Origin of the sequence: Lacipirellula limnantheis, assembly GCF_007746075.1 — a bacterium.
Classification (GTDB): domain Bacteria; phylum Planctomycetota; class Planctomycetia; order Pirellulales; family Lacipirellulaceae; genus Lacipirellula; species Lacipirellula limnantheis.
Genome location: NZ_CP036339.1, coordinates 2,604,995 through 2,625,687, shown reverse-complemented (window position 1 = coordinate 2,625,687; position 20,693 = coordinate 2,604,995). Strand labels below are relative to the sequence as shown.

General features: G+C 60.1%; 19 protein-coding genes and 1 pseudogene. 4 read left to right on the top strand and 16 right to left on the bottom strand.

Features of this window, described 5'->3' with window-relative positions; translation table 11 throughout:
• Nucleotides 1-31 precede the first annotated feature (31 nt).
• From I41_RS10405 to I41_RS10375, 7 genes are all read right to left on the bottom strand, one after another.
• Nucleotides 32-397: an FmdB family zinc ribbon protein gene (locus tag I41_RS10405; protein ID WP_145432480.1), complete on the bottom strand. Its 366-nt coding sequence runs from the start codon at nt 395-397 to the stop codon at nt 32-34.
• 132 nt (nt 398-529) lie between these two features.
• Complete coding sequence (locus I41_RS10400) at nt 530-1,117, bottom strand: nucleotide exchange factor GrpE (protein WP_145432479.1); 588 nt, start codon at nt 1,115-1,117, stop codon at nt 530-532.
• Between the two features lie 20 nt (nt 1,118-1,137).
• On the bottom strand, nt 1,138-2,280 hold the full coding sequence (gene dnaJ, locus I41_RS10395) for a molecular chaperone DnaJ (protein ID WP_145432478.1): 1,143 nt from the start codon (nt 2,278-2,280) through the stop codon (nt 1,138-1,140).
• 247 nt (nt 2,281-2,527) lie between these two features.
• Complete coding sequence (gene groL / locus I41_RS10390; RefSeq protein ID WP_145432477.1) at nt 2,528-4,147, bottom strand: chaperonin GroEL; 1,620 nt, start codon at nt 4,145-4,147, stop codon at nt 2,528-2,530.
• A 102-nt stretch (nt 4,148-4,249) separates the two neighbouring features.
• Nucleotides 4,250-4,549, bottom strand: a complete 300-nt coding sequence (gene groES / locus I41_RS10385) for a co-chaperone GroES (protein ID WP_145432476.1) — start codon at nt 4,547-4,549, stop codon at nt 4,250-4,252.
• 120 nt (nt 4,550-4,669) lie between these two features.
• Nucleotides 4,670-6,364: a chaperonin GroEL gene (gene groL, locus I41_RS10380; protein ID WP_210421151.1), complete on the bottom strand. Its 1,695-nt coding sequence runs from the start codon at nt 6,362-6,364 to the stop codon at nt 4,670-4,672.
• 355 nt (nt 6,365-6,719) lie between these two features.
• Nucleotides 6,720-8,249, bottom strand: coding sequence for a N,N-dimethylformamidase beta subunit family domain-containing protein (locus I41_RS10375; protein WP_210421150.1), 1,530 nt, complete (start codon nt 8,247-8,249; stop codon nt 6,720-6,722).
• Between the two features lie 91 nt (nt 8,250-8,340).
• Here I41_RS10375 and I41_RS10370 point away from each other — a divergent pair, with 91 nt between their 5' ends.
• Nucleotides 8,341-9,441, top strand: a complete 1,101-nt coding sequence (locus I41_RS10370) for an isoaspartyl peptidase/L-asparaginase family protein (RefSeq protein ID WP_210421149.1) — start codon at nt 8,341-8,343, stop codon at nt 9,439-9,441.
• A 63-nt stretch (nt 9,442-9,504) separates the two neighbouring features.
• Here the strand turns inward: I41_RS10370 and I41_RS10365 are convergent, their stop codons facing one another.
• The 5 genes from I41_RS10365 to I41_RS10345 all read right to left on the bottom strand — a co-directional run bounded on the left by I41_RS10365 (nt 9,505) and on the right by I41_RS10345 (nt 14,614).
• Nucleotides 9,505-10,245, bottom strand: a complete 741-nt coding sequence (locus tag I41_RS10365) for a methyltransferase family protein (RefSeq protein WP_145432475.1) — start codon at nt 10,243-10,245, stop codon at nt 9,505-9,507.
• Between the two features lie 405 nt (nt 10,246-10,650).
• Nucleotides 10,651-11,598, bottom strand: coding sequence for a c-type cytochrome (locus I41_RS10360; protein WP_145432474.1), 948 nt, complete (start codon nt 11,596-11,598; stop codon nt 10,651-10,653).
• Nucleotides 11,599-12,924: 1,326 nt separating this feature from the next.
• Nucleotides 12,925-13,281 (bottom strand): hypothetical protein, encoded by a 357-nt coding sequence (locus tag I41_RS10355; RefSeq protein WP_145432473.1) that lies wholly within the window; start codon nt 13,279-13,281, stop codon nt 12,925-12,927.
• 16 nt (nt 13,282-13,297) lie between these two features.
• Nucleotides 13,298-13,909: a hypothetical protein gene (locus I41_RS10350; RefSeq protein ID WP_145432472.1), complete on the bottom strand. Its 612-nt coding sequence runs from the start codon at nt 13,907-13,909 to the stop codon at nt 13,298-13,300.
• A gap of 81 nt (nt 13,910-13,990) precedes the next feature.
• Nucleotides 13,991-14,614: a hypothetical protein gene (locus tag I41_RS10345; protein WP_145432471.1), complete on the bottom strand. Its 624-nt coding sequence runs from the start codon at nt 14,612-14,614 to the stop codon at nt 13,991-13,993.
• A 274-nt stretch (nt 14,615-14,888) separates the two neighbouring features.
• Between I41_RS10345 and I41_RS10340 the strand changes: the two genes are divergently transcribed.
• Together I41_RS10340 and I41_RS10335 are read left to right on the top strand one after the other, a co-directional pair.
• Complete coding sequence (locus I41_RS10340) at nt 14,889-15,188, top strand: hypothetical protein (protein ID WP_145432470.1); 300 nt, start codon at nt 14,889-14,891, stop codon at nt 15,186-15,188.
• A gap of 15 nt (nt 15,189-15,203) precedes the next feature.
• Nucleotides 15,204-15,491 carry a hypothetical protein gene (locus I41_RS10335; RefSeq protein ID WP_145432469.1) on the top strand — a complete coding sequence of 96 codons (288 nt, stop codon included), beginning with the start codon at nt 15,204-15,206 and terminating at the stop codon, nt 15,489-15,491.
• A 12-nt stretch (nt 15,492-15,503) separates the two neighbouring features.
• Here the strand turns inward: I41_RS10335 and I41_RS10330 are convergent, their stop codons facing one another.
• From I41_RS10330 to I41_RS10320, 3 genes are all read right to left on the bottom strand, one after another.
• Nucleotides 15,504-16,115 carry a hypothetical protein gene (locus tag I41_RS10330; RefSeq protein WP_145432468.1) on the bottom strand — a complete coding sequence of 204 codons (612 nt, stop codon included), beginning with the start codon at nt 16,113-16,115 and terminating at the stop codon, nt 15,504-15,506.
• A gap of 296 nt (nt 16,116-16,411) precedes the next feature.
• The gene (locus I41_RS10325) at nt 16,412-16,867 is read right to left on the bottom strand and encodes a hypothetical protein (RefSeq protein WP_145432467.1); all 456 of its coding nucleotides are present in this window, start codon (nt 16,865-16,867) and stop codon (nt 16,412-16,414) included.
• Nucleotides 16,868-16,907: 40 nt separating this feature from the next.
• Complete coding sequence (locus I41_RS10320) at nt 16,908-17,990, bottom strand: hypothetical protein (RefSeq protein ID WP_145432466.1); 1,083 nt, start codon at nt 17,988-17,990, stop codon at nt 16,908-16,910.
• Nucleotides 17,991-18,368: 378 nt separating this feature from the next.
• Between I41_RS10320 and I41_RS10315 the strand changes: the two are divergent.
• Nucleotides 18,369-19,459: pseudogene (locus tag I41_RS10315) on the top strand (IS3 family transposase); the annotation flags it as partial.
• Between the two features lie 343 nt (nt 19,460-19,802).
• On the opposite strand, the gene I41_RS10310 reads toward I41_RS10315, so the two are convergent.
• Entirely contained in the window at nt 19,803-20,084 is a 282-nt protein-coding gene (locus tag I41_RS10310) for a hypothetical protein (RefSeq protein ID WP_145432465.1), read from the bottom strand.
• Nucleotides 20,085-20,693: the final 609 nt, after the last annotated feature.

The following is a 20,693-nucleotide window of genomic DNA, read 5'->3' as shown; positions in this document are numbered from 1 at the left end:
AGCCGGCGCGGCTGGTCGCCGATCGAGCCGCTCAATCCTTTTTCGGCTTCTTGGGCTTCGACTTCCCTTCGGTTGAGCCGGAACTGTTCTTCTTCGATTCGCCGCCCGAGGAAGGCGCGTCTGACGATTTCTCCGCCGACTTCTCGCTCTTGCCTGAATCGCTCGATCCTTCTGCGGACTTCTTGTCCTTTTCCGCGGCCTTCTTGTAGGAATCGCTGCGGTAGTCGGTCTCGTAAAAGCCGGAGCCCTTGAAGACGACCGCGGCGCCAGTGCCAAAAAGCCGGCGAAGCTTCAGCTTGCCGCACTTAGGGCACTTGCGCTGTACGGCGTCGTTGATCCCTTGGAAGAGCTCAAACTCATGGCCGCAGGCATCGCATTCGTAGTCGTAGGTTGGCATACGCAGAACGTTTGATAGTAAATTTTGAACGATAGTGTGGAGACGCGTCAGTAGTCCGTTGTCAGTCGTCAGTTGCTGAAGAGGACGATTCTTGCATTTAGCAACTGACGACTGACCACGGACAACGGACCGTTATGCCGGCCCGCTCGATACAATCACTTGCGCTGGCCGTACGACGCGGTCGTGCAGTTGATAGCCAGCCTGCGTGACCATAATCACATGATTGGGGGGGACGTCACTAGAGGGCTGCTGCAAGATGGCCGCGTGGAACTGCGGGTTGAACTCGGCGCCGAGCGCCGCGATCTCTTCGCACTGATGTTGCTTCAGCACGCCGATCATTTGCTGGCGGACCAACTTGATGCCGTCGACGAGCGGGCCCTTCTCGCCCGCTTTGTCGCCGGCGGCGATGGCGCGGTCGATATTGTCGAGCACCGGCAGCAGGTCGCGGGCCATCGGCAAGGCGGCGTAGCGAATCTGGTCGCCCAGTTCGCGAGAGCTGCGGCTGCGGAGGTTTTCGATTTCGGCGCGCAAGCGAAGATTGCGATCGCGCTCGGCGTTCAGCTCGATCTCGAGCAGATCGCCGCCGCTGGTTTCATCGGCAATGCCGGCGTTCGGCGTCGGGGCGCCGTCGGCCGTGGCGCCTCCGAGCTGCGCGTCGGTAGGGCGGTCGTCGCCGCCGTCGCGCGACGGCTGATCTTGTCGGTAAGGTCCGCTTTGCATTGTTTATTCTCCTGGCGGCGCTAGGACGCCTCCACTTCGGTCTGTTCTTCTTCCTCGGGGGCAAAGAATTCCATCACCTTGTCGAAGAATCCTTTGCGGGCCGGAGCGACGTTTTTGCGTTCGAGCTCGGCGAGCTTCCGCAATAGTTCGTTCTCTTCGGCCGTGATTTTCTTCGGCACTTCGATCGAGACTTGCACATGCAAATCGCCGACGCCATGGACGCGCGGATCGGGAAGCCCCTTGCCGCGGAGGCGGAAGACTTCGCCTGACTGAGTACCGGGGGGAACTTTGAGTTCTACCCGACCGCTGAGAGTCGGCATCTCCAACGTGGCCCCTAACACGGCCTGCGAGTAAGCGATTGGGACGCGGCAAATCAGGTGCTGACCCTCGCGCTCAAACAGCGGATGGGGCAGGACGGTGACGACGCAATAACAATCGCCGGCGGGACCGCCCTGCGGACTCGGCTCGCCCTGACCGGTCATGCGGATCTGCATGCCGTTGTCGACGCCGGCGGGGACGTCGACTTCAGCTTCGACTTTCTTGGCCGTCTGACCGGCGCCGCGACACGTTTTGCAGGGGCTCGAGACGGCCGAACCTTCGCCTTGGCATTGCGGGCAGGTCGTTTGCATGCGGACGATGCCGGCCTGCTGAATCACTTGGCCGCGGCCGCCGCAATAGGAGCAGACTTCGCGCTTGCTGCCAGGGGCCGCGCCGCTGCCGTCGCAGGTGGTGCATGGCTCGTGGCGATGGAAGGTCACTGTCTTGTGGCAGCCCTCGGCCGCTTCTTTGAGCGAGAGCGTCACCTCGCACCGCACGTCGCGTCCGCGCCGTACCCGACGGCCGCCCCGCGAGCGCCCGCCAAAAATGTCGCCAAAGATGTCGCCGAACGCCGAGAAGATGTCTTCGACGTCGTTGAAGTGCCCTGCCCCGCCGCCATTGACGCCGGCATGACCGTAGCGATCGTAGCGAGCCCGCTTCTCAGGATCGTTGAGAACCTCGAACGCTTCGCTGCATTCCTTGAAGCGTGCGATCGCCTCCTCGTCGCCCGGATTCTTGTCGGGATGATACTTCACCGCGAGCTTCCGGTAGGACGCAGCGATTTCGCCGCCCGACGCCGTGCGGGTTACTTCGAGCGTTTCGTAGTAGCAACGTTTGGTCGCCATTGAGGCTATCCGTAGGGGCGGCGAAGTTCGTTGATTTGTCAGTGGTCCGTTGTCAGTCGTCAGTCGCTAAAGACATGGAGTGCACGCCTTTTTCCCAACTGACTACGGACCGTCGACAACTGACATTCCCAACCTGAACTCCGAGCCCTGAACCCTCTTCTCATCCTGCCACACGCAACCGGGCCACTCGTTTGATCGCCAATCGAGTGGCCCGGCTTGCGAACTTTTCAATTATTCGGCGTCCGATTTAGCGGATGCTGCCGGCAACGGCTCGCTTATCCTGATCCTTGCCGTCGAGGTTGGTCACGAGGGCCTCGGTCGTCAGAATCAAGCCAGCGATGCTCGCGGCGTTCGACAGCGCCGATTTCACGACCTTGGTGGGGTCGATGACGCCAGCCTTGAACATGTCAACGTACTCGCCCTTGTTGGCGTCGTAGCCCATGGCAGCCGACTTGCGGCTCACTTCGTCAGCGACGACGCTGCCGTCTAGACCGCAGTTGTCGGCAATCTGCTTCAGCGGAGCGCTCAGCACGCCGGCGATGATGTTGACGCCGATCTTCTCGTCGCCCTTGGCGCCGCTGCGGGCCGCCTCGACGGCTTCCTTGCAGCGGATGAGGGCGACGCCGCCGCCGGGCAAGATCCCTTCCTCGACGGCTGCGCGGGTGGCGTGGAGGGCGTCTTCGACGCGGGCCTTCTTCTGCTTCATCTCGGCCTCGCTGTTGGCGCCGACCGAGATGATCGCCACGCCGCCAGTGAGCTTGGCGAGCCGCTCCTGGAGCTTCTCGCGATCGTAATCGCTGGTGGTGTTCTCGATCCCCTTGCGAAGCTGATCGATCCGCTTCTTCACGTCGGCGTTGGCGCCGGCGCCTTGGACAATCGTGCTGTTGTCCTTGGTGACGGTAATCTTCTTGGCACGGCCGAGTTGCTCGAGGGTGACGCTTTCGAGCTTGATGCCCAGATCTTCGCTGATGAGCGTACCGCCGGTGAGGGCGGCAATGTCGCCCAGCATCGCCTTGCGGCGATCGCCGAAGCCAGGGGCCTTGACGGCGCAGATGTTGAGGACGCCGCGGAGCTTATTCACTACCAGGGCGGCGAGCGCTTCGCCTTCAACGTCTTCGGCGATGATCAGGATCGGCTTCGCCTTTTGGCTCGCCTGCTCCAGGATCGGCACGAGCTCGCGGAGGTTGCTGATTTTCTTCTCGTGAATCAGGATGTAGGCGTCGTTGAGGACGCACGCCATGTCGGCGGTTTGATTGATGAAGTAGGGCGAGAGATAGCCCTTGTCGAACTGCATGCCCTCGACGAACTCGAGCGTCGTGTCGGTCGACTTCCCTTCTTCGACGGTGATGACGCCGTCCTTGCCGACCTTTTCCATGGCGTCGGCCAGCAGGTCGCCGATGACGCGATCGTTGTTCGCGCTGATGGCGCCGACTTGAGCAATCTGCTCCTTGCTGGAGACCTTCTTGCTCATTTCGTCAAGCTTCGCGACGGCGGCTTCGACGCCCTTGCGGATGCCGCGCTGGACGGCCATCGGGTTACTGCCGGCAACGATGTTGCGGGCGCCCTCGCGGAGGATAGCGCGGGCCAGAACCGTCGCCGTCGTGGTGCCGTCGCCGGCGAGGGTCGACGTTTTGTCGGCGACCTCGTGCACGAGCTTGGCGCCCATGTTCTCGAAAGGATCTTCGAGTTCGATTTCCTTGCTGACGGTGACGCCGTCCTTTGTGACGGTCGGACCGCCGAAGGACTTGTTGATGATGACGTTACGGCCGGTGGGGCCCATAGTGACGGCCACCGCATCGGCCAGCTTGTCGACGCCACGGAGCAATTTCGCTCGGGCTGCGTCGTCGAACATGAGTTGCTTGGGCACTGTAAGGTTCCTGATTCAGGAGTGAATTGTTTTGAGTGGAACGTCTGCTCCGAGGCTGGACTGGTCGCTTAAGCGACCAGTCCGTAGCACGGAGGCGGCGTATTAGCCGACGACTTTCGCCAGGATGTCGCTCTCGCGAAGGATCTTGTATTCTTCGCCGTTGACTTCGACTTCCGAACCGCCGTACTTGCCGAAGATGACTTCGTCGCCCACGGTGACGGAGAGTTCGCCGCGCTTGCCGCTATCCAGCAGCTTCCCGCCGCCAACGGCGACGACTTTGCCGCGCTGCGGCTTCTCCTTGGCGGCATCGGGCAGCACGATGCCGCCGGCGGTAACTTCTTCTGCCTCAAGGGGCTGAACGACAACGCGATCATCGAGTGGACGAAGTTTGATTTTGGCCATGAGTTTGGAGTCCTTGCTTATGTTTATTTGAGGTGTTGATCGAATTTGAGTTGGGCGGTTGGGCAATCGGCCGAACGTCCAGCTGGCTGGCTGATAGCCGAGAGCCGACAGCCTTTCGGCTTACATCATGCCGCCCATACCACCCATGCCGCCCATTCCCATTCCGCCCATGCCGCCCATCCCACCCATGCCGTGGTCGTGGTGATCATGGCCGCCGCCACCTTCTTCTTCCTTCTTCGGAAGGTCGGTGATCAGCGCGTCGGTGGTGAGCAGCAGAGCCGCAACGCTCGCGGCGTTTTGCAGAGCCGTGCGAACGACCTTCGCGGGGTCAATGACGCCGGCGGCGATCATGTCGCCGTACTCGTCTTTGTCGGCGTTGTAGCCGTCGTTCTTGCCCTTCAGCTGGCGAACGCGGTTCACGACGACGGCGCCGTCGATGCCGGCGTTTTCGGCGATGGCCCGCAACGGATAATCGAGCACCTTGCGAATGATCTCAGCGCCAAGCTTTTGGTCCCCTTGAAGGCCGAGCTTGTCGATCGCCTTTTCGGCCCGGAGCAACGCGACGCCGCCGCCAGGGACCACGCCCTCGGCCAGCGCGGCTTGCGTAGCGCTCTTGGCGTCGACGAGCAGGTCCTTGCGTTCCTTCATTTCGGTTTCGGTCGCAGCGCCAACTTTGATTTCGGCCACGCCGCCGGCGAGCTTCGCCAGGCGCTCCTGGAGCTTCTCGCGGTCGTAGTCGCTGTCGGTCGTTTCGATCTCGCGGCGAATCTGCTCGGCACGGCCGGTGATCGCTTCCTTCTTGCCGCCGCCGCCGACCATCGTCGTGTTGTCGCTGGAGACGATCACCTTGCGACACTTGCCGAGATCGGAGAGCTGAACGCCGTCGAGCTTAATGCCGAGATCCTTGAAGATCGCCGTAGCGCCAGTGAGGGTCGCAATATCGCCGAGCATCGCCTTGCGGCGATCGCCGTAGCCGGGGGCCTTCACGGCACATGCCTGGACGATGCCGCGGAGCTTGTTGACGACCAAAGTCGCCAAGGCTTCGCCTTCGACGTCCTCGGCGATGATCAGCAGCGGGCGACCCGCCTTCGAGACGGCTTCGAGCACCGGCACGAGGCTCTTGGCATTGGAGATCTTTTCTTCAAAGACCAAGACGAGGCAGTTGTCGAGGTCGGCGGTTTGGTCGTCTTCGTTCGTGACGAAATGGGGCGACAGGTAGCCGCGATCGAACTGCATCCCTTCGACGACCTCGACGGTCGTCTCATTGCCGCGACCTTCTTCGACGGTGATCACGCCGTCTTTGCCGACCTTCGCAAACGCATCCGCGAGGACGGCGCCGATCGTCGGGTCGTTGTTGCCGGCAATCGTCGCGATCTGCTGCAGGCTCTTCTTGTCCTTCACTTCGATCGGCTCGGCCATCTTTTCAATGGCGTCGGTGACGGCGGTGACGGCCTTCTGGATGCCGCGGCTGAGCGCCATCGCATCGGCGCCAGCGGCCAGCATCTTCACCCCCTCGCGGAAGATGCCCTCGGCCAGGACGGTCGCGGTCGTCGTGCCGTCGCCGGCGACGTCGTTCGTCTTGCTGGCCGCTTCCTTCACGAGCTGGGCGCCCAAGTTTTCGTAGGCGTCTTCAAGTTCGATGTCCTCGGCGACGGTGACGCCGTCCTTGGTCACCTTCGGCGAGCCCCATCCCTTGTCGAGCACGGCATTGCGGCCGCGCGGGCCAAGCGTGCTGCGTACGGCGCGGGCCAACTTCTCGACCCCGGCCGCCAACGACTTGCGGGCGTCGTCTTCAAAGACCATCTGCTTGGGCACGTGAAAATCCTCCTCAAAAGGCTGATGCGATAGGCCCGGCGCCCCTGCGGGGCGAGCCGGACGGTGATTCGGGTGTGTAGGCTTGCCTGGAGCGGACTGCAGCGAATCGCTAAATCTAAACGGCTTAAGGGCTTTGCGATAGTCGCCGCCGCCGCGAATTGGGGCCTGGGAGCGGGCGGCGTGCCGGAAATGGCAGCCAGACCGTGGTGTAGAGAAGCTTTAAGGCAAGCAACGTGCCAACGCGCGGGGTCGTCGGGTTGCAGCCGGCAATCCTCGGGATTTGGCGGCCGCAACTGGCCGGGAGCGGACGACGGGTGGAATTCACGGCCGCGCAGCGATTCCGCCAATATGGCAGTTACTGTTCTGCCGACGTTGCCGTCTTAAGGGCTCGATCGAGCAAATTCTTCGTGATCCGCTGGACCCGGAGATCTGGCCCATGCGGCCGCGACCAGTGCGACCACGGCAACGTGTGCCCCGGCGGCGAGCTAAGGCCCTGCGACCAGAAGATCGATGCGGCGTTGAAGACGAAATTCTCCCTCGGCCCCGGGTAAATGGTGGCGGTCCATTGCTGTGGCACGTCGCCGCTGACCCAGGCCGTTCCGGCGCCGACGATCTCTAAACCCGGAAGCTTCGCCGCGTCGCCGTGGTACTCCCACCCGATCAGCCCCGGGATGCGGTCTCCCGGCTTCATCCCCGTGCCATTGAACATCCAATGTTCAGGCATGGTCACGATCCAGTCCCCCCCGCCGTTGACCGGCTCGATGTTGCGGGCGCCGATGAGCAATCCCTCATCCGGGCCGCGCTCGGGGAACGGACCGTGCTCGCGCTCCCGTTGCTGAGCGTAATCGTTATCAGCGCCGTAGGGTCCGCCGCGAAACATGATTCGGTTCGGTCGACCGTCGGCGCTCGCGCGATACGGCGTGACCCAGCAGACAGCGTTACCGGAAAGGAAGAGAAGATCGACGCCAGCGTCGCGCAGCGCCTCGACGCTGCGAAACTGGCGGATGTCCCAATACTCGTCGTGGCCAACGCTGATGAAGGCGTTGCATTTCAACCCGCGGTCGGGGCTGAGCATGTCGCTGTTTGAGCAGTACGCCACGTCGTAGCCTTGCTCCTCGAGCCAGTAGGCCAGCGGGAACTCGAACGGTAAAAACTCGCCCGAGCCGACGGTCAGCGGGTCATTGACGATGGCATCGTGCTGCGCTTCGCGGCCGTAAGGTCGATCAAAGCTCACGTCGGCCCAGGGGCCCTGCCCGCCGTCGGGATGCGTGTAGACGGAGTAGTTGTTCGGCCAGCGGTTGTAGGCTTGCCAGGTATTGTCGGCACATTGGAACAAGATGTCAGCGGGGCGGTCGTCGGTGACAATGAAGATGACGTAACTCTGCCAGTACGGAGCGTTCTTCTCCTCGGGAAGCGTCGTGAGTCGGCCGAGGTAAACGCCGCTCAGCCAGTCACTGGGGATCGTAAGCGTCGTCGCGGCGGGCCACCTGCATTCGTGAAGATTTTTTCCGCCTTTCTCCGGATCGGGCTGCGTGACGCCATCGAACGGGCCGAGCTTTGTCATCAGCCGGGCGCCGCGACCGCCGTAGTATCCCATGCGAAAGATTTCGATCTCGAACTTCTGCGGCGGATTGGTCGAGACCATGATCTCAATCGACTCGCCCGCCTTGACGCTTTGCTTCGAACAATAGCCCTCGATCCAGGGCGAGCGAAAACCATCGCCGTCGACGCGGACGCGCGTCAACTGCCAGTCGAGCGACCCTTCGCGCTGGTTTTCGGCGACAATCGGGTTCGAGCGCTCACTCGCGTGACCCACATCGGCGCCAACGGCAGCCAGGAGAACCGAACAAACGACCAGTGAGGCGATGAGCGACGTGTTTCGCATGGTAGATGGCAGCGGGATTTGCTGGCGGGGAGCAACTCGCTCCACTATGCTGCAGCGGTTGGCAGGCATCACCACTTTTCGCGACGAATCCATGACGAAAAACGTTTTCTTTGCGTCGAAGCGACTGGCCGTTGCGTTGGCAGTCCTCGTCGCCAGCGGACAGCACCAACGCGCCGCTGTGGCCGCGGACGCGGCGACGCCCCGCTACGCCATCGCCATTCATGGCGGCGCTGGCGAATGGGCGAATCTGACTCCGGAAAAGCGGGCGGAGATGATGGCCGATTTAGAACAGGCGCTCGGTGCGGGCCGCGACGTTCTGGCAAAAGGGGGGAGCAGTCTCGACGCGGTGGAGCAGGCGATACGGGTGCTCGAAGACGCCCCGCCCTTCAATGCGGGTCGGGGGGCGACCTTCACGGCGACCGGGCAGCATCAGCTCGACGCTTCGATCATGAACGGAGCCGATCGCTCCGCGGGAGCCGTCGCCGGCGCGATGACGGTGAAGAATCCGATCGCCCTCGCCCGGCGCGTGATGACCGACACCAAGCACGTCCTCATTGCGGGCGAGGGCGTTGACAGATTCGCGCGAGAAAGCGGCGTCGAGCTCGTCGCGCCGGAATACTTTTGGACCGACGAAACCAGGCGCGAGTTTGAAAAGGCCAAAGCCGACGCCGCGGACAGCCAACAACGGAAATCAACCGGCGACGGCAAAAAAGTTTCCGTCGACCTCCGCCCCGACCACTATGGCACCGTGGGCTGCGTCGCCCTCGACACGCACGGCAACCTGGCCGCCGGAACGTCGACGGGGGGTCTGTCGATGAAGAGGTTCGGCCGCGTCGGCGATTCGCCCATCATCGGCGCCGGGACCTACGCGGACAACGAGACCTGCGCGATCTCTGGCACGGGCGTCGGCGAACTGTTCATTCGCAACGCAGTGTGTTACGACGTGATCGCGCGCATGCGATACGGCGGGGCCGCGCTCGCTGAAGCCGTCGCCGTGCAAATCAACGAGCGGCTGCCCAAAGAAACCGCCGGCCTGATAGCCGTCAACGGCGCTGGCGAGCTCGTCGCCGAATTCAATACCGCGGCGATGCCCCGCGGCTTTGCGAACTCCACTGGTCGGTTTGACGTTGCGATTGAGCCTGAACCTACGCCGCCCGCGCAAGAGCCAGCGCCCGCGGAGAACTCCCGCTAGTCAGGCGCCGCGCCCAGCTCGGCCGCTGGCAGGGCCATGTCCTCGTTGCAATCGTGCAGCCGGTCATCGCCCCGGTTGCTCAAGCCATTGAGTGTTCTTTTTGATTGATCGCACGATGAGGTAAGACAGCACGCCAAACCCTAACAAACAGCCCCAAAAAATCTCGTAGACGATCCGGCCGTCGATGAACCAGTGCTCGGCGGTTTCAATCGCGGCATGCAGGGCAATGACCACCAGCAACGCCGTGTATTCTCGCCGGAGCACCGTGCGGATCGAGAAGCTATAGTCAGCCGGCCGCCAAGCCTTGAACTTGGGGAGAAAGGCGGGCGTGCGGCGAGCCCACTCCTCGAACGTCGCCCCGAACTGCGCCCGGAGAAATTGCTCTTCGGCAAACATGATCCGTTCGTAGTAAATCCAATAAGCCAAGGTATAAACGGTCGCCAGCCACCACTCGAACGGAACCAGTGCCGCTCCGAGACCGATCAGGTAGTTGCCGACATACAGCGGATGTCTCACGACCGAGTAGACGCCCGATGTGTTCAGGCTGGCGGCGAGCTGGCTTTTCGTATTCCGTCCTGAAGTATCCGCGGGAACGACGCCGGCCGTCATGACGCGAATCGCCAGCCCCGTGAATGAGACGCCTAAACAGAAAAACTCCCAATACTCATGGAACCGATAGCTGCCGAATGGCCGACTAGTGTTGACGAGGGCGATGCCGAAGAGCGGCGCGATTGCTAGCGGCAGGAAGCTGCGCCAGCGAAATAGCCACTGACCTTGTGACTCCAGCTCTCGTTGCAGACCCATTCCGTCATCCCCGCGAGGCGCGTCGCTAAAAACGAGGACGGATTGTCGGCGCTGGGATCAATTCCAACCAAGACGGATGGGATTACAAGTTCGCAAGGTCGGAGTGATAGCATCGATGCTGCCAAGGAACTTCGCCGGCCGGAGCCCGAGGGGCACAGCTCGAGCACCAAATGATGGCCGCACACGCTCCACCAAGCCGGCCGACCTCTGGACACCAACCGAGTTGGCCGGCTTGGTTTCGCGTACTTGGAGAATGAATACTAGAAGCCAATCGGCAATTGGCAACTGCCCAATGCGTGAGGCCCCCCGCCAATCACCGCAACAACCTAGGCGCTGAACTCGGCAACCCGCAGGCCGACCGATCGACTTTCGCGGGCAGCCGCCGAGATGGACCGGCAATCGCGTTCATTCCTTTGCATCCAGCCACGCCCTCAGTTCCGTAATCTCTTCAGGCGAAAGTCGTTCGTCAGGGGGCATGTACCCGAAGTCGACCAGCACGCGGATCGGGTGGGAGTGGACCTGATAGAGCGGCGCGCGCACTCCGTCTTCCGCATGGCACGCGGTGCAGGCCTCTAACGCGAGGGCTTTTCCCTGCGGCGGCATCGGCGAGTTCGATGGAAAGTGAAACTCCGATCTGACTTGCTCGCTAACATGCTGGTTGAACGCGGCTGCGAGCTTCGCATCAAGCACTAGGTCTTCGCGTGCGGGGTGGATCGCAAGGGGTCCCGACGAATGACACTTGTAGCAACTGGTTCCCTCGAAACGGATGTCTGATTCCGTGTGGATCTGCGCATAGTAGTCGCGCGGCGGATCAAGCGTCATGTCCTGGACGATCGCAAAGTACCCCCAGCCTGCGTCCGACGCCGTCTTCTGCACCAACAAATAGACGCGGACCGCGTCATTTTCGAAAGCGGAGATGTGATTCAGCATTGGCTGCCGAATGACGTCCTCTTGGGTACTAATCAGCCCGACGTCCGAAACGGGGATCGCGCCGCCGCGGTCGAAGCGTCGTTTGGCCTCGCGCATGTAGTGCTTCACCTCCTCCTCGGTTAGGCCGCGCGCCTCCGGGCGGGTTGGAGCGTCTAGAGGAACGACCGGCGACGTCCACGCCTTGCGGATCTTTTCGACGCCAACCGTCGAACTTTGCTCCACGAACTTTTCACGCGTGTACCAGGCGAGATCGAGCGGCGGCTCCAGAAGCAACCCCGTCTCAGTCGACTTCGCGGGCGCTATGGCCGGCGGAGCGCTCACTTCATCGCCGATCACTTGCGGGCCCTCGCGTGCCGTGGTCGGAGTGCTCGCAAGCCCAATCTGCAATAGTAACGCAGCAAACAATCGGCAATCGCGGTTCATAGTAACTGCGCGATGATGACAAGGGTCGGGTCTGTCTGAGTCCGAACAATTCGTCGAACGGCAGTTGCCTTCAATTGAATTGGGCATTCAGCGATGATCGCCCAGAAAATCTCGCCCAACCAGTGACGCCGACCGTGATAAGTCACGTTAACTCGAACAAAATGCGCTTGATGACGCCGCGCGCTATGCAACTGCAAGAGCCAGCAGCGGAGCGTGGGCGAGCGGTCGCCGCGGAATTTCGGACGACCGCTCCTCCTCACTAACTGCTCAAGAGCTGAAATGAGCCTGTCGGGACTCGAATCGAACGACCTAAACACCATACATGAAAGCAACTTAGGAGATTCGTCGTTCAAATGCGCTGCGTTTTCCGGTGCAGTTTCAGCCGATTTGCACCAAGTCCAAGCCGAGACCGAATTGTTGGTTTGCCGATGGCCGACGCTTCCAAGTGCCGTCCGTCAGCGAATCTTGGAATTAGCCGGAGTCAGCCACCATGACTGACTTGCTGTCAACGCCGATCAATCGACGCATCTTCCATCGCCCGACGAGTCATCCGACGCACTCCACGCCGCTTTGCTGCTTCATCGGCAGTCCGCCACCTTACAGTCAGCAGGGAAACGCTGATCGAGGACGCCTGGCAGCTTCGCTCGCTTGGAAAGCATCAGTGGCTGGTCAGAATGGCGGTCGACCGATTGAACGCCTCCGGCGGCTCGCTGACGACGGGCGCGGCGTGCTCGCCATGAGATTCTTAATCGCCTCCCGCCCCTTCATAAATCGGAAACCTGGAGAGTAGTCTCCACGTCGTGAAGTCACGGCCACGCCGCTACGCGCGCTAGCAGCCCTCCTCTCGCGCTCGGACGGTCGCCGGTGTGATTCCGCTTGCCAATCTTCGAGCGCGCGAACTGGGGCATCTGGTGCGGTCGTTTTCTTGATAGACTGCCGCGAATGAAGCTGCTGCGTCACTTGCGACCGCGGTTCTCAGTCAGAACCATGCTCGTGGCGATAACGGTGCTCTGCCTTTGGTGTTGCTACAGCCTTCTCTGGATACGGCAACGACATGCTGCGTTTAGAGACGGGGTTTCCCCTAGAGGCGCATTCGCGGAAGACACGTTGACTCCCGCGCCGGGGCTCCTGTGGCTCTTTGGCGAAGGCGGACACACGAGGATTGTGGTGGACACGAGCCTGATTAGTGAACCTGAACGTGCGCGATTGAGACGACTCTTTCCGGAGGCCGAGATTCGGGAAGTCGATTTCAGCGATCCAGACGGCGGCTATTAACGAATATCGGCTTCCCATGCCCCGCCACCGCTTCACCCTACGAGTGGGACGTTAGTTCCAATCGCTACCGCCTTTCCCGTCGAGACCGTACCGCTCTTCGATATCCTCGACTTCCTCACACATCTCAAATTTTTCGGCGATCCACCATCGATCGAAATCAACGGATGTCGCTGGACTCGAAAACTGCATCTGCTGAAGCCCCGGAAAGTTCCGCAGCATGTCTACGGCCTGCGTGGCGAATGCTCTCTTTACTCGTTTGGCTTGAGCGTCCCGTGAGATCCTGTCTCCCTCGTGGTTTTCCCAGAGCTGCCGCTCAAGAATGTACAAGACGTCGGGATCACTATTCGTGCCGATGAGCGCGACGAGCTCTGGCTTAGGCGTGATCAAGTAGTGTGCTGGGTGAATCATCTAAACTACTACTCTCTCATCCCTGCGGGCGGCGAAGGCGGCGTGAGGAGAGGAGGCCGACCATCCCCACCGCGGCGATCACCAAGCCACTCGGTTCGGGAAACGTTGGATCTGTGAGCGGAATGGTATTGATGCCCGTATCATAGAGGACATTTCCCGCTGATATGAGTTGAATCTGGTAGGAAAAACCGCCTCCGCTACTCATCATCACGTTCCCGAGGAACAAGTCTCCGGCGTTCTCAGCGGCGGTCGTGATCGTACCGCCAAGCTTACCAACGGTGAACGACAACTCTTGGCCGTTGTTAATCAAGCCAACTTGCGTGAGGGCCAGGCCGCCCGGAAAATCCAGCGGATCGGCTGTCAACATCCGGTTCGGGTAGGTGAAGAGATCCCCCGGTGGACGGGGGACGCCCGCGGAGGCACCGCTGTTTGCATTGATGAAAGATCCCCGATAGCTCTTCGCTTGGAAAAAAATAGTATCGAAAGACCCGTTGAAATTGCCGCCATCAACGTAGAAGTTATAAACGTTGTTGAGGGAAATGTTAGGCTTTACCACGAACTCGGCGGCGACGACCGGGCGGAAAAACGCTGTTGCGATGAACGCCGCGAGTAAGACGGTTTGTTTCATAAAGTGACCGTGGATGAAGTTGCTTTACTTGGGGGTGTTCTCACTACAACCGCTCCCAGACTCCCGGCCGGGGCCATTGCCTTACACGTTGCGCTTCAGCTTGACGAGAATGGCGGCGGCAATCGCTCCCAGAACGAGTACGACTGCCGTTTCGATGGGGCCGAATTCTAGATAGTAGGCGAGCATTCTCCGCATTCTAACCGCCGCCAAATCATTTCTCATCCCCACCGCCACCCCCAACAGTCCAGCCACGACGGTCGTGGCGATGATCGCAGAGCGGAGCGTGAAGCGGTTGAGCCTCAGAACTCCGACGCCCGAGAGACCGAAGACGAGCACGGGATACCAGAGGGGACCGTAACCGCCCACGAGTCCCCAGTCGAAGCCCGCGCGCCGCGCCATACCCATGTCACAAAATCTATCGATCGAGTCATTGTGTTTTGTCGTGAACAACCATCGTTGTTTAAATGGAAAGTGCGAGCCGGGTTCTTCAGCGATCACATCAAAGTTGCCGTAAGATGCCGTCAAACACACCCTTTCCACCTTAAAGGGAATGCCTAAGATCGCTTGGTAAAAATAAGTGTAACTCCATCCCCACAATGCCAAACACCCAACGCTAGCCGCGAGGCAAACGGTCGCCAGGGCGTAGCGGAGGTAGGTGAGCATGTGGGAACGATTAGCAACGGCAGGCGTTATCGGACGGTCCATCAATAGGGTCCCCTTTTGCCTTGCTCGGAGATTTTGAATCGCCCCCCGCCCCTTCGCGTGTCGGGAACGCGTGAGTAGTCTTCGCGTAGCTCAAAGCCCATTCGAGCGGAGAGGCCCTCAGCGCCACGCTCACGCGATTCTCGCTTGGCTGGTGTGATTCCCTTCGCCCACCGTCGAGCGCGCGAACTGGGGCATCTGGTGCGGTCGGATTTCTGATAGACTGCCACGAATCATGTCATTGCGTCGGCTACTACCGCGGTTCTCGCTCCGCGCCATGCTGGTGGTGATGACGCTGCTAGCTCTTTTCTTTGGCTACCATCTGAACTGGATTCGACAACGCCGAGCGGCAATCGCAACCGGCGAAGTAGTGCCGACCTTTAATTTGAAGCAATCGAGTTTTCCGCCGGTTGCTCCTGGTTTGCTCGGCATCTTCGGCGAGCGAGGCTACAACGAGTTCACGGTTCATTATCGCGATCCAATTCACCGGGAGGGGGAACTCAAACGAGTGAAGAAACTCTTTCCTGAAGCAGAAGCGGTATTTGCCACTCCAATGCCGACTAGAAGTCTTCCTTGAACTAGCAAGCTCCCCATGCTCCGCCCCCGCTTCACCCTTCGCGTCATGCTGGCCGTCACGGCGATCGTGGCGGTCGTGATGTGGCGGCATGTCGACTGGCACAATCAGCGGGGAGAGGCGATAAGGTCTGGCCGCGTCGCAGGAGGGCACCCAGTCCCCGCTCCTGGCTTGCTGCGGCTGTTCGGCGAGAGCGGCTACAACGCGCTGCTAGTCGATCCGGCAATGGACGCTCAAGAGATCAATCAACTCCGGAGCCTGTTCCCAGAGGCTGCGTATCCCTACGGACGAATCGGTGAGTTCTGACGCCCTTCCCCCTCATCCCTGCGGACGGCGAAGGCGGCGTGAGGAGAGGAGGCCGACCATCCCCACCGCGGCGATCACCAAGCCACTCGGTTCGGGAAACGTTGGATCTGTGAGCGGAATGGTATTAATGCCCGAATCATAGAGGATGTTTCCGGCCGATATAAGTTGAACCTGGAAGGAAAAACCGCCTCCGCTACTCGTCATCACATTTCCAAGGAACAAGTCGCCGCCGGGCTCAGCGGCAGTCGTGATCGTACCGCCAAGCTTCCCGGCCGTGAACGACAACTCTTGGCTGGTGTTAGTCAAGCCAACTTGAGTGAGGGCCAGGCCGCCCGGCCAGTCCAGCGGATCGGCCGTCAACATCCGGTTCGGGTAGGTGAAGGGGTCGCCCGGTGGACGAACAACGTCCCAAGTGGCACCGCTAAATGTATTGATGAAAGATCCTCGATAGCTCTTCGCTTGGAAAAAAATAGTATCGAAAGACCCGTTGAAATTGCCGCCATCAACGTAGAAGCTATAAACGTTGTTGGGGGAAATGTTAGGCTTTACCACGAACTCGGCGGCGACGACCGGGCGGAAGAACGCTGTTGCGATGAACGCCGCGAGTAAGGCGGTTTGTTTCATAAAGTGACCGTGAATAAAGTTGCCTTACTTTGGGGTGTTCTCACTACCACCGCCCCCAGCCTCCCGGCCGGAGTCAGCGTTGACTTCGATGATCCCAGAGCCCCGACTGTGGCGGATTTCGACGGATCACTCGAACGAGCGCCCACGCGGCTAAGCCCATCAACCCGACGACCGCCAGGGCGAATGCGATCATTACGATTAGGGCGAGCATCGGAATGTAGGCTGACATCTGACCTTCCCTGAGCTCGGGATGGGAAATGAATATCCCGCATTCTAACCGCCGGCGCGGGAGCTTCCTACAGAATCACCGCCATCCCCAGCAGCCCAGCTACGACGGTCGTGGCGATGATCGCCGAGCGGATAGTGAAGCGTCGGCCAAGACGTAGAGAGGCTACGCCGGCGAGGGCGAAGACTAAGGTGGAATACCAGAGAGGGAAAGAAACGCGAAGCGATGTGCGTGGTTGGTATCTCACTGACGCGGCGAAGTGCGGACGGGAAGAGTTTAAAGATGCAAACTCAGGATCGAATTCGACTGACTTGTATTTCCAGTCGTATTTCCAGTTGGTCGGCCCGAAGTCACCGAGCCCAACCTTACAACCGCCACAATAGGCGTACAGCTGAAAAAGCTGCGAATTATTAAGACTTCCGAGGGTCATCTCATAATGGGTCGCACTTCTCCACCACAACGCCAAACACCCAACGCTCGCCGCGATGCAAACGGTCGCCAGGGCGTAGCGGAGGTAGGTGAGCATGGGGGGCCGAGTGCGGTGCAAGCTCGTTTTTAGTGCTTACTCAAAAGACACGTGCGCTTCTGCACCGTCTAGAAGCCACCGCCGCAAATCCGGCCATGGCCAGTACACTTGCTGCTGGTTCGGGAATGGGCGACCACATCACAGCGTAAGTGAATCCAGCGGCAGAGCGCGCGGAGCCGACTACGACGCCTTGTGCATTAACGGCATGGGCAGTCGAACGGGTGAATTGCCCCAAGTTAGCGAGTGTTGAATGCAAGTTAATCACGCTATCGGGCGTTCCTTCCCAAAGCAGAGCACGCGTGGCGCCGTCAGAAAGCGCCCCGGTGCCGACTTGGTAAGCTCCTGCCGCGTCGGAAACCGCGCTCGATCTGAACTCAGCGGGATGAAAATCGACGACGCTAGCCGCCGTTCCCTTCCATACGAGCGCATGGCTTACGTCCGTTCCTGATACCAACCCAGAGCCCACCTGTATTCCATTGGAAATACCGACGGCCATACTTGCTATGAAACCACCAGGATGCAGATCGACCATGCTAGCGCTAGTACCGCTCCAAAGTAGCGCATGCTCTTCGCCTCCCGTCAGCGAACCATATCCGGAGCCAACTTGCTGGGTGGCGGTCAGAGCTCTACCAAATGTCCGCTCAAACCCTACTGGGTGGAGATCGACTACACTCGATACTGATCCGCGCCACAGCAACGCATGAACGCCTCCCCCGGTAGTTGCACCAGTTCCAAGGCCAACTTGACTGTCCCCGAACACATCGTCAATTTCCGAAGATGTGAAGCCAGGCGGATGAAGATCAATGACTGAAGCGGCGGTATTTCGCCACAATAGTGCATGCGATCGACCGTTAGTGAGTCTTCCAAGTCCACCTTGTTGATTCTCTCCAATCGCAAAAATCTGGGACTCGACAAATCCGTTAGGATGAAGATCAAGTGCCGTTGGAACTGAGCCGTGCCAGCGGATCGCATGACGGTTTCCAGACGCCTCGGTGCGATAACCTCCGATCGTGCTGTCGGCAACTTCGACTGCGACAACTTGCGGGCCACCACTCGGATTGAGAAGTTTTGCCTTGTAAGTTGCCGCATTGACACTGGCGAAGGCACCAGCGCCAAGTGCCATGAGAACGACTATACGAACGAACAAGAGCATTAATCGCCTCGGGATGTAGGCTTTTTTTTATGATGAGAGTGAGTGCTCCTAGTGTATCTCGCAACGATCTTGCCGTCGAACAGAATAACGCCCTCGCGACTTGCTCAGTCCAGCGCCCGAACCGGGAAGTTACTCACGCGACGCTGACTAAGAAAAGAACCCGGCGCGAAGGTTAGCTTCCGCATCGCGCCGGCGTACGATGTTCCCCCTTTGGCTGCGGCTACTATCCGCGGCCGTACATTGCACCTCGGTTCAGTTACGGACTCGTCGTTGGCTTGACCTGCTATCGATTTCCTGATCCATGCGTTATGAAGGTCGAATCAGCCCTTGGGGCGAGGAGACCTGTAGATGAGTACGAAACGTCGTCGTCGGCATTCGCCGGAGCAGATCGTTCGTAAGTTGCGTGACGCGGATGTGATGTTGACCGCCGGGAAGGATTTGGCGGCGGTGCTTCAGTCGCTGGAAGTGAGTGAGTCGACGCTTGAGCGTTGGCGCTTGCAGTACGGCGGGATGAAGGCCGAGGAAGCGGTGCGGCTGAAGAAGTTGGAGGACGAGAATGCTCGCCTCAAGCGTCTGGTGGCCGACCAGGCTCTCGACATTCAGATGCTGAAGCATATCGCGGAGGGAAACTGGTGAGCCCTTCCCGGAAGCGCGAGGCTGTCGTTGAGCTGCGCTCACAGTTCAAGACGTCCGAGCGAAGGGCCTGCCGAGTATTGAGTCAGCCTCGATCAAGTCAGCGTTTTCGATCGCAGCCACGGAGCGACGAGCCGCGGCTGGTCAAGCGCATGCTGGCGCTCGTGCGTCGCCGTCCGCGTTTCGGCTACCGCCGCATCGCGGCGCTCCTGCGGGAAGAAGGCTTCCGCGCGAGCGACTCGCGTCTGCTGCGTCTCTGGCGTCGAGAAGGGTTGAAAGTGCCGAGAAAGAAGCGAAAGAAGCGTCGTCTGGGGACCACCTCCAACGCGTGTCATCGTCGGCAAGCGGAGCACCGGAACCATGTTTGGGCCTGGGACTTCGTGTTCGACAAGACGGCTGGCGGGAGCCAACTCAAGTGGCTGTCGATCGTCGACGAGTACACGCGCGAGTGCTTGGCATTGAAGGTCGCCCGTAGCATCACCAGCGAAGACGTGATCGACACGCTGGCAGAGTTGTTCGCGATGCGGGGCGTGCCGCGATGTATCCGCAGCGACAACGGGCCGGAGTTTGTCGCCCAGGCGATTGGAGAGTGGCTCAGTCAACTTCAGATCGTGGCGCTCTACATCGCTCCTGGGAGTCCGTGGGAAAACGGCTATGCCGAGAGTTTCCACAGTCGCCTGCGGGACGAGTTCTTGGCCTTGGAACAGTTCGAAAGTCTGGCGGAGGCGAGGAAGCTCACCGCCATGTGGAAGGATGATTACAACCACTATCGGCCTCACGGTTCTCTGGGGTACGTCGCCCCAGCCGTGTTCGCCGCCCGCTGCACCGCTTCCGCTACGGAGAGAGCTTCGGCGACGCCTCAGCTCACTCCTCCGCTCCAGCAGTGCAGCGGAGTCAACCTAACCGAAACCTTCATAGCGGGTGGTACTGAAATTTGAGGCTGGTCAGGCTAACGGGTGCGTTTAAATTGTGCGCAGCTCATGGAATCTAGACTCCACCACATGCGCACAACTCAAAGTGAGCTTTCTAGCTCGCATGGTCAGCGCTATGGCTCGTCGGGGGCAACGTCCGGCACAACTCCAGTTCCCGCTGGTTTCATAACACTAAGCGTGGCCGCCCGTCCGGTTGGAGATGTCGATCGGATGCAACCTAGTGTCCCCACCGCCGATTGAATTCGGCACTGCGTCGTTGTGCGGTGGAATCTTCTATCGCCCAGCGAAGTTGACGCAACTCACTGCGCATGCGGAAGTCGTCGTACCAATCGGGCGACAATGCAACCGGACCGCGATATGCCGGTGCGGAGGGATTGAAGTAGTAGTACCCGCCATACGGGCTCGGCTGATACGGCCCGGCGACCCACATGCCGCTGGGATACTGCCCGAACGCGACGGATGGAATTGCCAATCCAACGATCAACATCAAGGTTCGCATATACGCTCCTTCTCGATCTGCCGACAAATGCGGCTGTGATCATGACTGGCGGAGGGGCCCCATGGCGTCTGACGATGTTACCACGGTCCCAGGGCGTTTACTCATAGAGCCTCTGATTAGCCCGCCTAGCACGCGCTGAAATTTTTTTTGAGGGTAAACCCCTCGAGTTGGGTACTCCCTTTGTTGGAAGCCGCGCCCATTAGTGGAAAGTCTGGCGATTGCATTCGCATCGATAGAACCTGGAGAGCAGTTCCAGCAACGCCTTAAGCCCGCTGGTAGTCGCCTGCCTGCAGGGGACCCACGTCCGGCCGGAATCTTGCCCCCAGTTCCCGTCGATTAGAAGTGAAGCGTGTAAATCGTCACTAGGGGCAATTTCGTGCGGTCGAGGATCTCCAGAGCTTGGTTGCAAAATGGATCTCATTCGACATGATATTCTCGCCAAAGCACGTGACTAAATTTTTCTTGCTTAGCACCGAATCTGCTGACCGCTATGGCTGCGCAAAAAAAAGGCCGCCCTGACCGAAGTCACGGCGACCGGTTGTGCAGAGCGCTGGGCCCGAGGGTCAGCGTTGCACAGTGCCTGCGAATTTTCTTCTTGTTGCGAAAAGA

Excerpts from the sequence above, each read along its gene's own strand:
- I41_RS10405 (WP_145432480.1), bottom strand. The coding sequence starts at position 397 with ATGCCAACCTACGACTACGAATGCGATGCCTGCGGCCATGAGTTTGAG.
- I41_RS10400 (WP_145432479.1), bottom strand. The coding sequence starts at position 1,117 with ATGCAAAGCGGACCTTACCGACAAGATCAGCCGTCGCGCGACGGCGGC.
- dnaJ (WP_145432478.1), bottom strand. The coding sequence starts at position 2,280 with ATGGCGACCAAACGTTGCTACTACGAAACGCTCGAAGTAACCCGCACG.
- groES (WP_145432476.1), bottom strand. The coding sequence starts at position 4,549 with ATGGCCAAAATCAAACTTCGTCCACTCGATGATCGCGTTGTCGTTCAG.
- I41_RS10375 (WP_210421150.1), bottom strand. The coding sequence starts at position 8,249 with ATGCGAAACACGTCGCTCATCGCCTCACTGGTCGTTTGTTCGGTTCTC.
- I41_RS10370 (WP_210421149.1), top strand. The coding sequence starts at position 8,341 with ATGACGAAAAACGTTTTCTTTGCGTCGAAGCGACTGGCCGTTGCGTTG.
- I41_RS10365 (WP_145432475.1), bottom strand. The coding sequence starts at position 10,245 with ATGGGTCTGCAACGAGAGCTGGAGTCACAAGGTCAGTGGCTATTTCGC.
- I41_RS10360 (WP_145432474.1), bottom strand. The coding sequence starts at position 11,598 with ATGAACCGCGATTGCCGATTGTTTGCTGCGTTACTATTGCAGATTGGG.
- I41_RS10355 (WP_145432473.1), bottom strand. The coding sequence starts at position 13,281 with ATGATTCACCCAGCACACTACTTGATCACGCCTAAGCCAGAGCTCGTC.
- I41_RS10350 (WP_145432472.1), bottom strand. The coding sequence starts at position 13,909 with ATGAAACAAACCGTCTTACTCGCGGCGTTCATCGCAACAGCGTTTTTC.
- I41_RS10345 (WP_145432471.1), bottom strand. The coding sequence starts at position 14,614 with ATGGACCGTCCGATAACGCCTGCCGTTGCTAATCGTTCCCACATGCTC.
- I41_RS10340 (WP_145432470.1), top strand. The coding sequence starts at position 14,889 with ATGCTGGTGGTGATGACGCTGCTAGCTCTTTTCTTTGGCTACCATCTG.
- I41_RS10335 (WP_145432469.1), top strand. The coding sequence starts at position 15,204 with ATGCTCCGCCCCCGCTTCACCCTTCGCGTCATGCTGGCCGTCACGGCG.
- I41_RS10330 (WP_145432468.1), bottom strand. The coding sequence starts at position 16,115 with ATGAAACAAACCGCCTTACTCGCGGCGTTCATCGCAACAGCGTTCTTC.
- I41_RS10325 (WP_145432467.1), bottom strand. The coding sequence starts at position 16,867 with ATGCTCACCTACCTCCGCTACGCCCTGGCGACCGTTTGCATCGCGGCG.
- I41_RS10320 (WP_145432466.1), bottom strand. The coding sequence starts at position 17,990 with ATGGCACTTGGCGCTGGTGCCTTCGCCAGTGTCAATGCGGCAACTTAC.
- I41_RS10310 (WP_145432465.1), bottom strand. The coding sequence starts at position 20,084 with ATGCGAACCTTGATGTTGATCGTTGGATTGGCAATTCCATCCGTCGCG.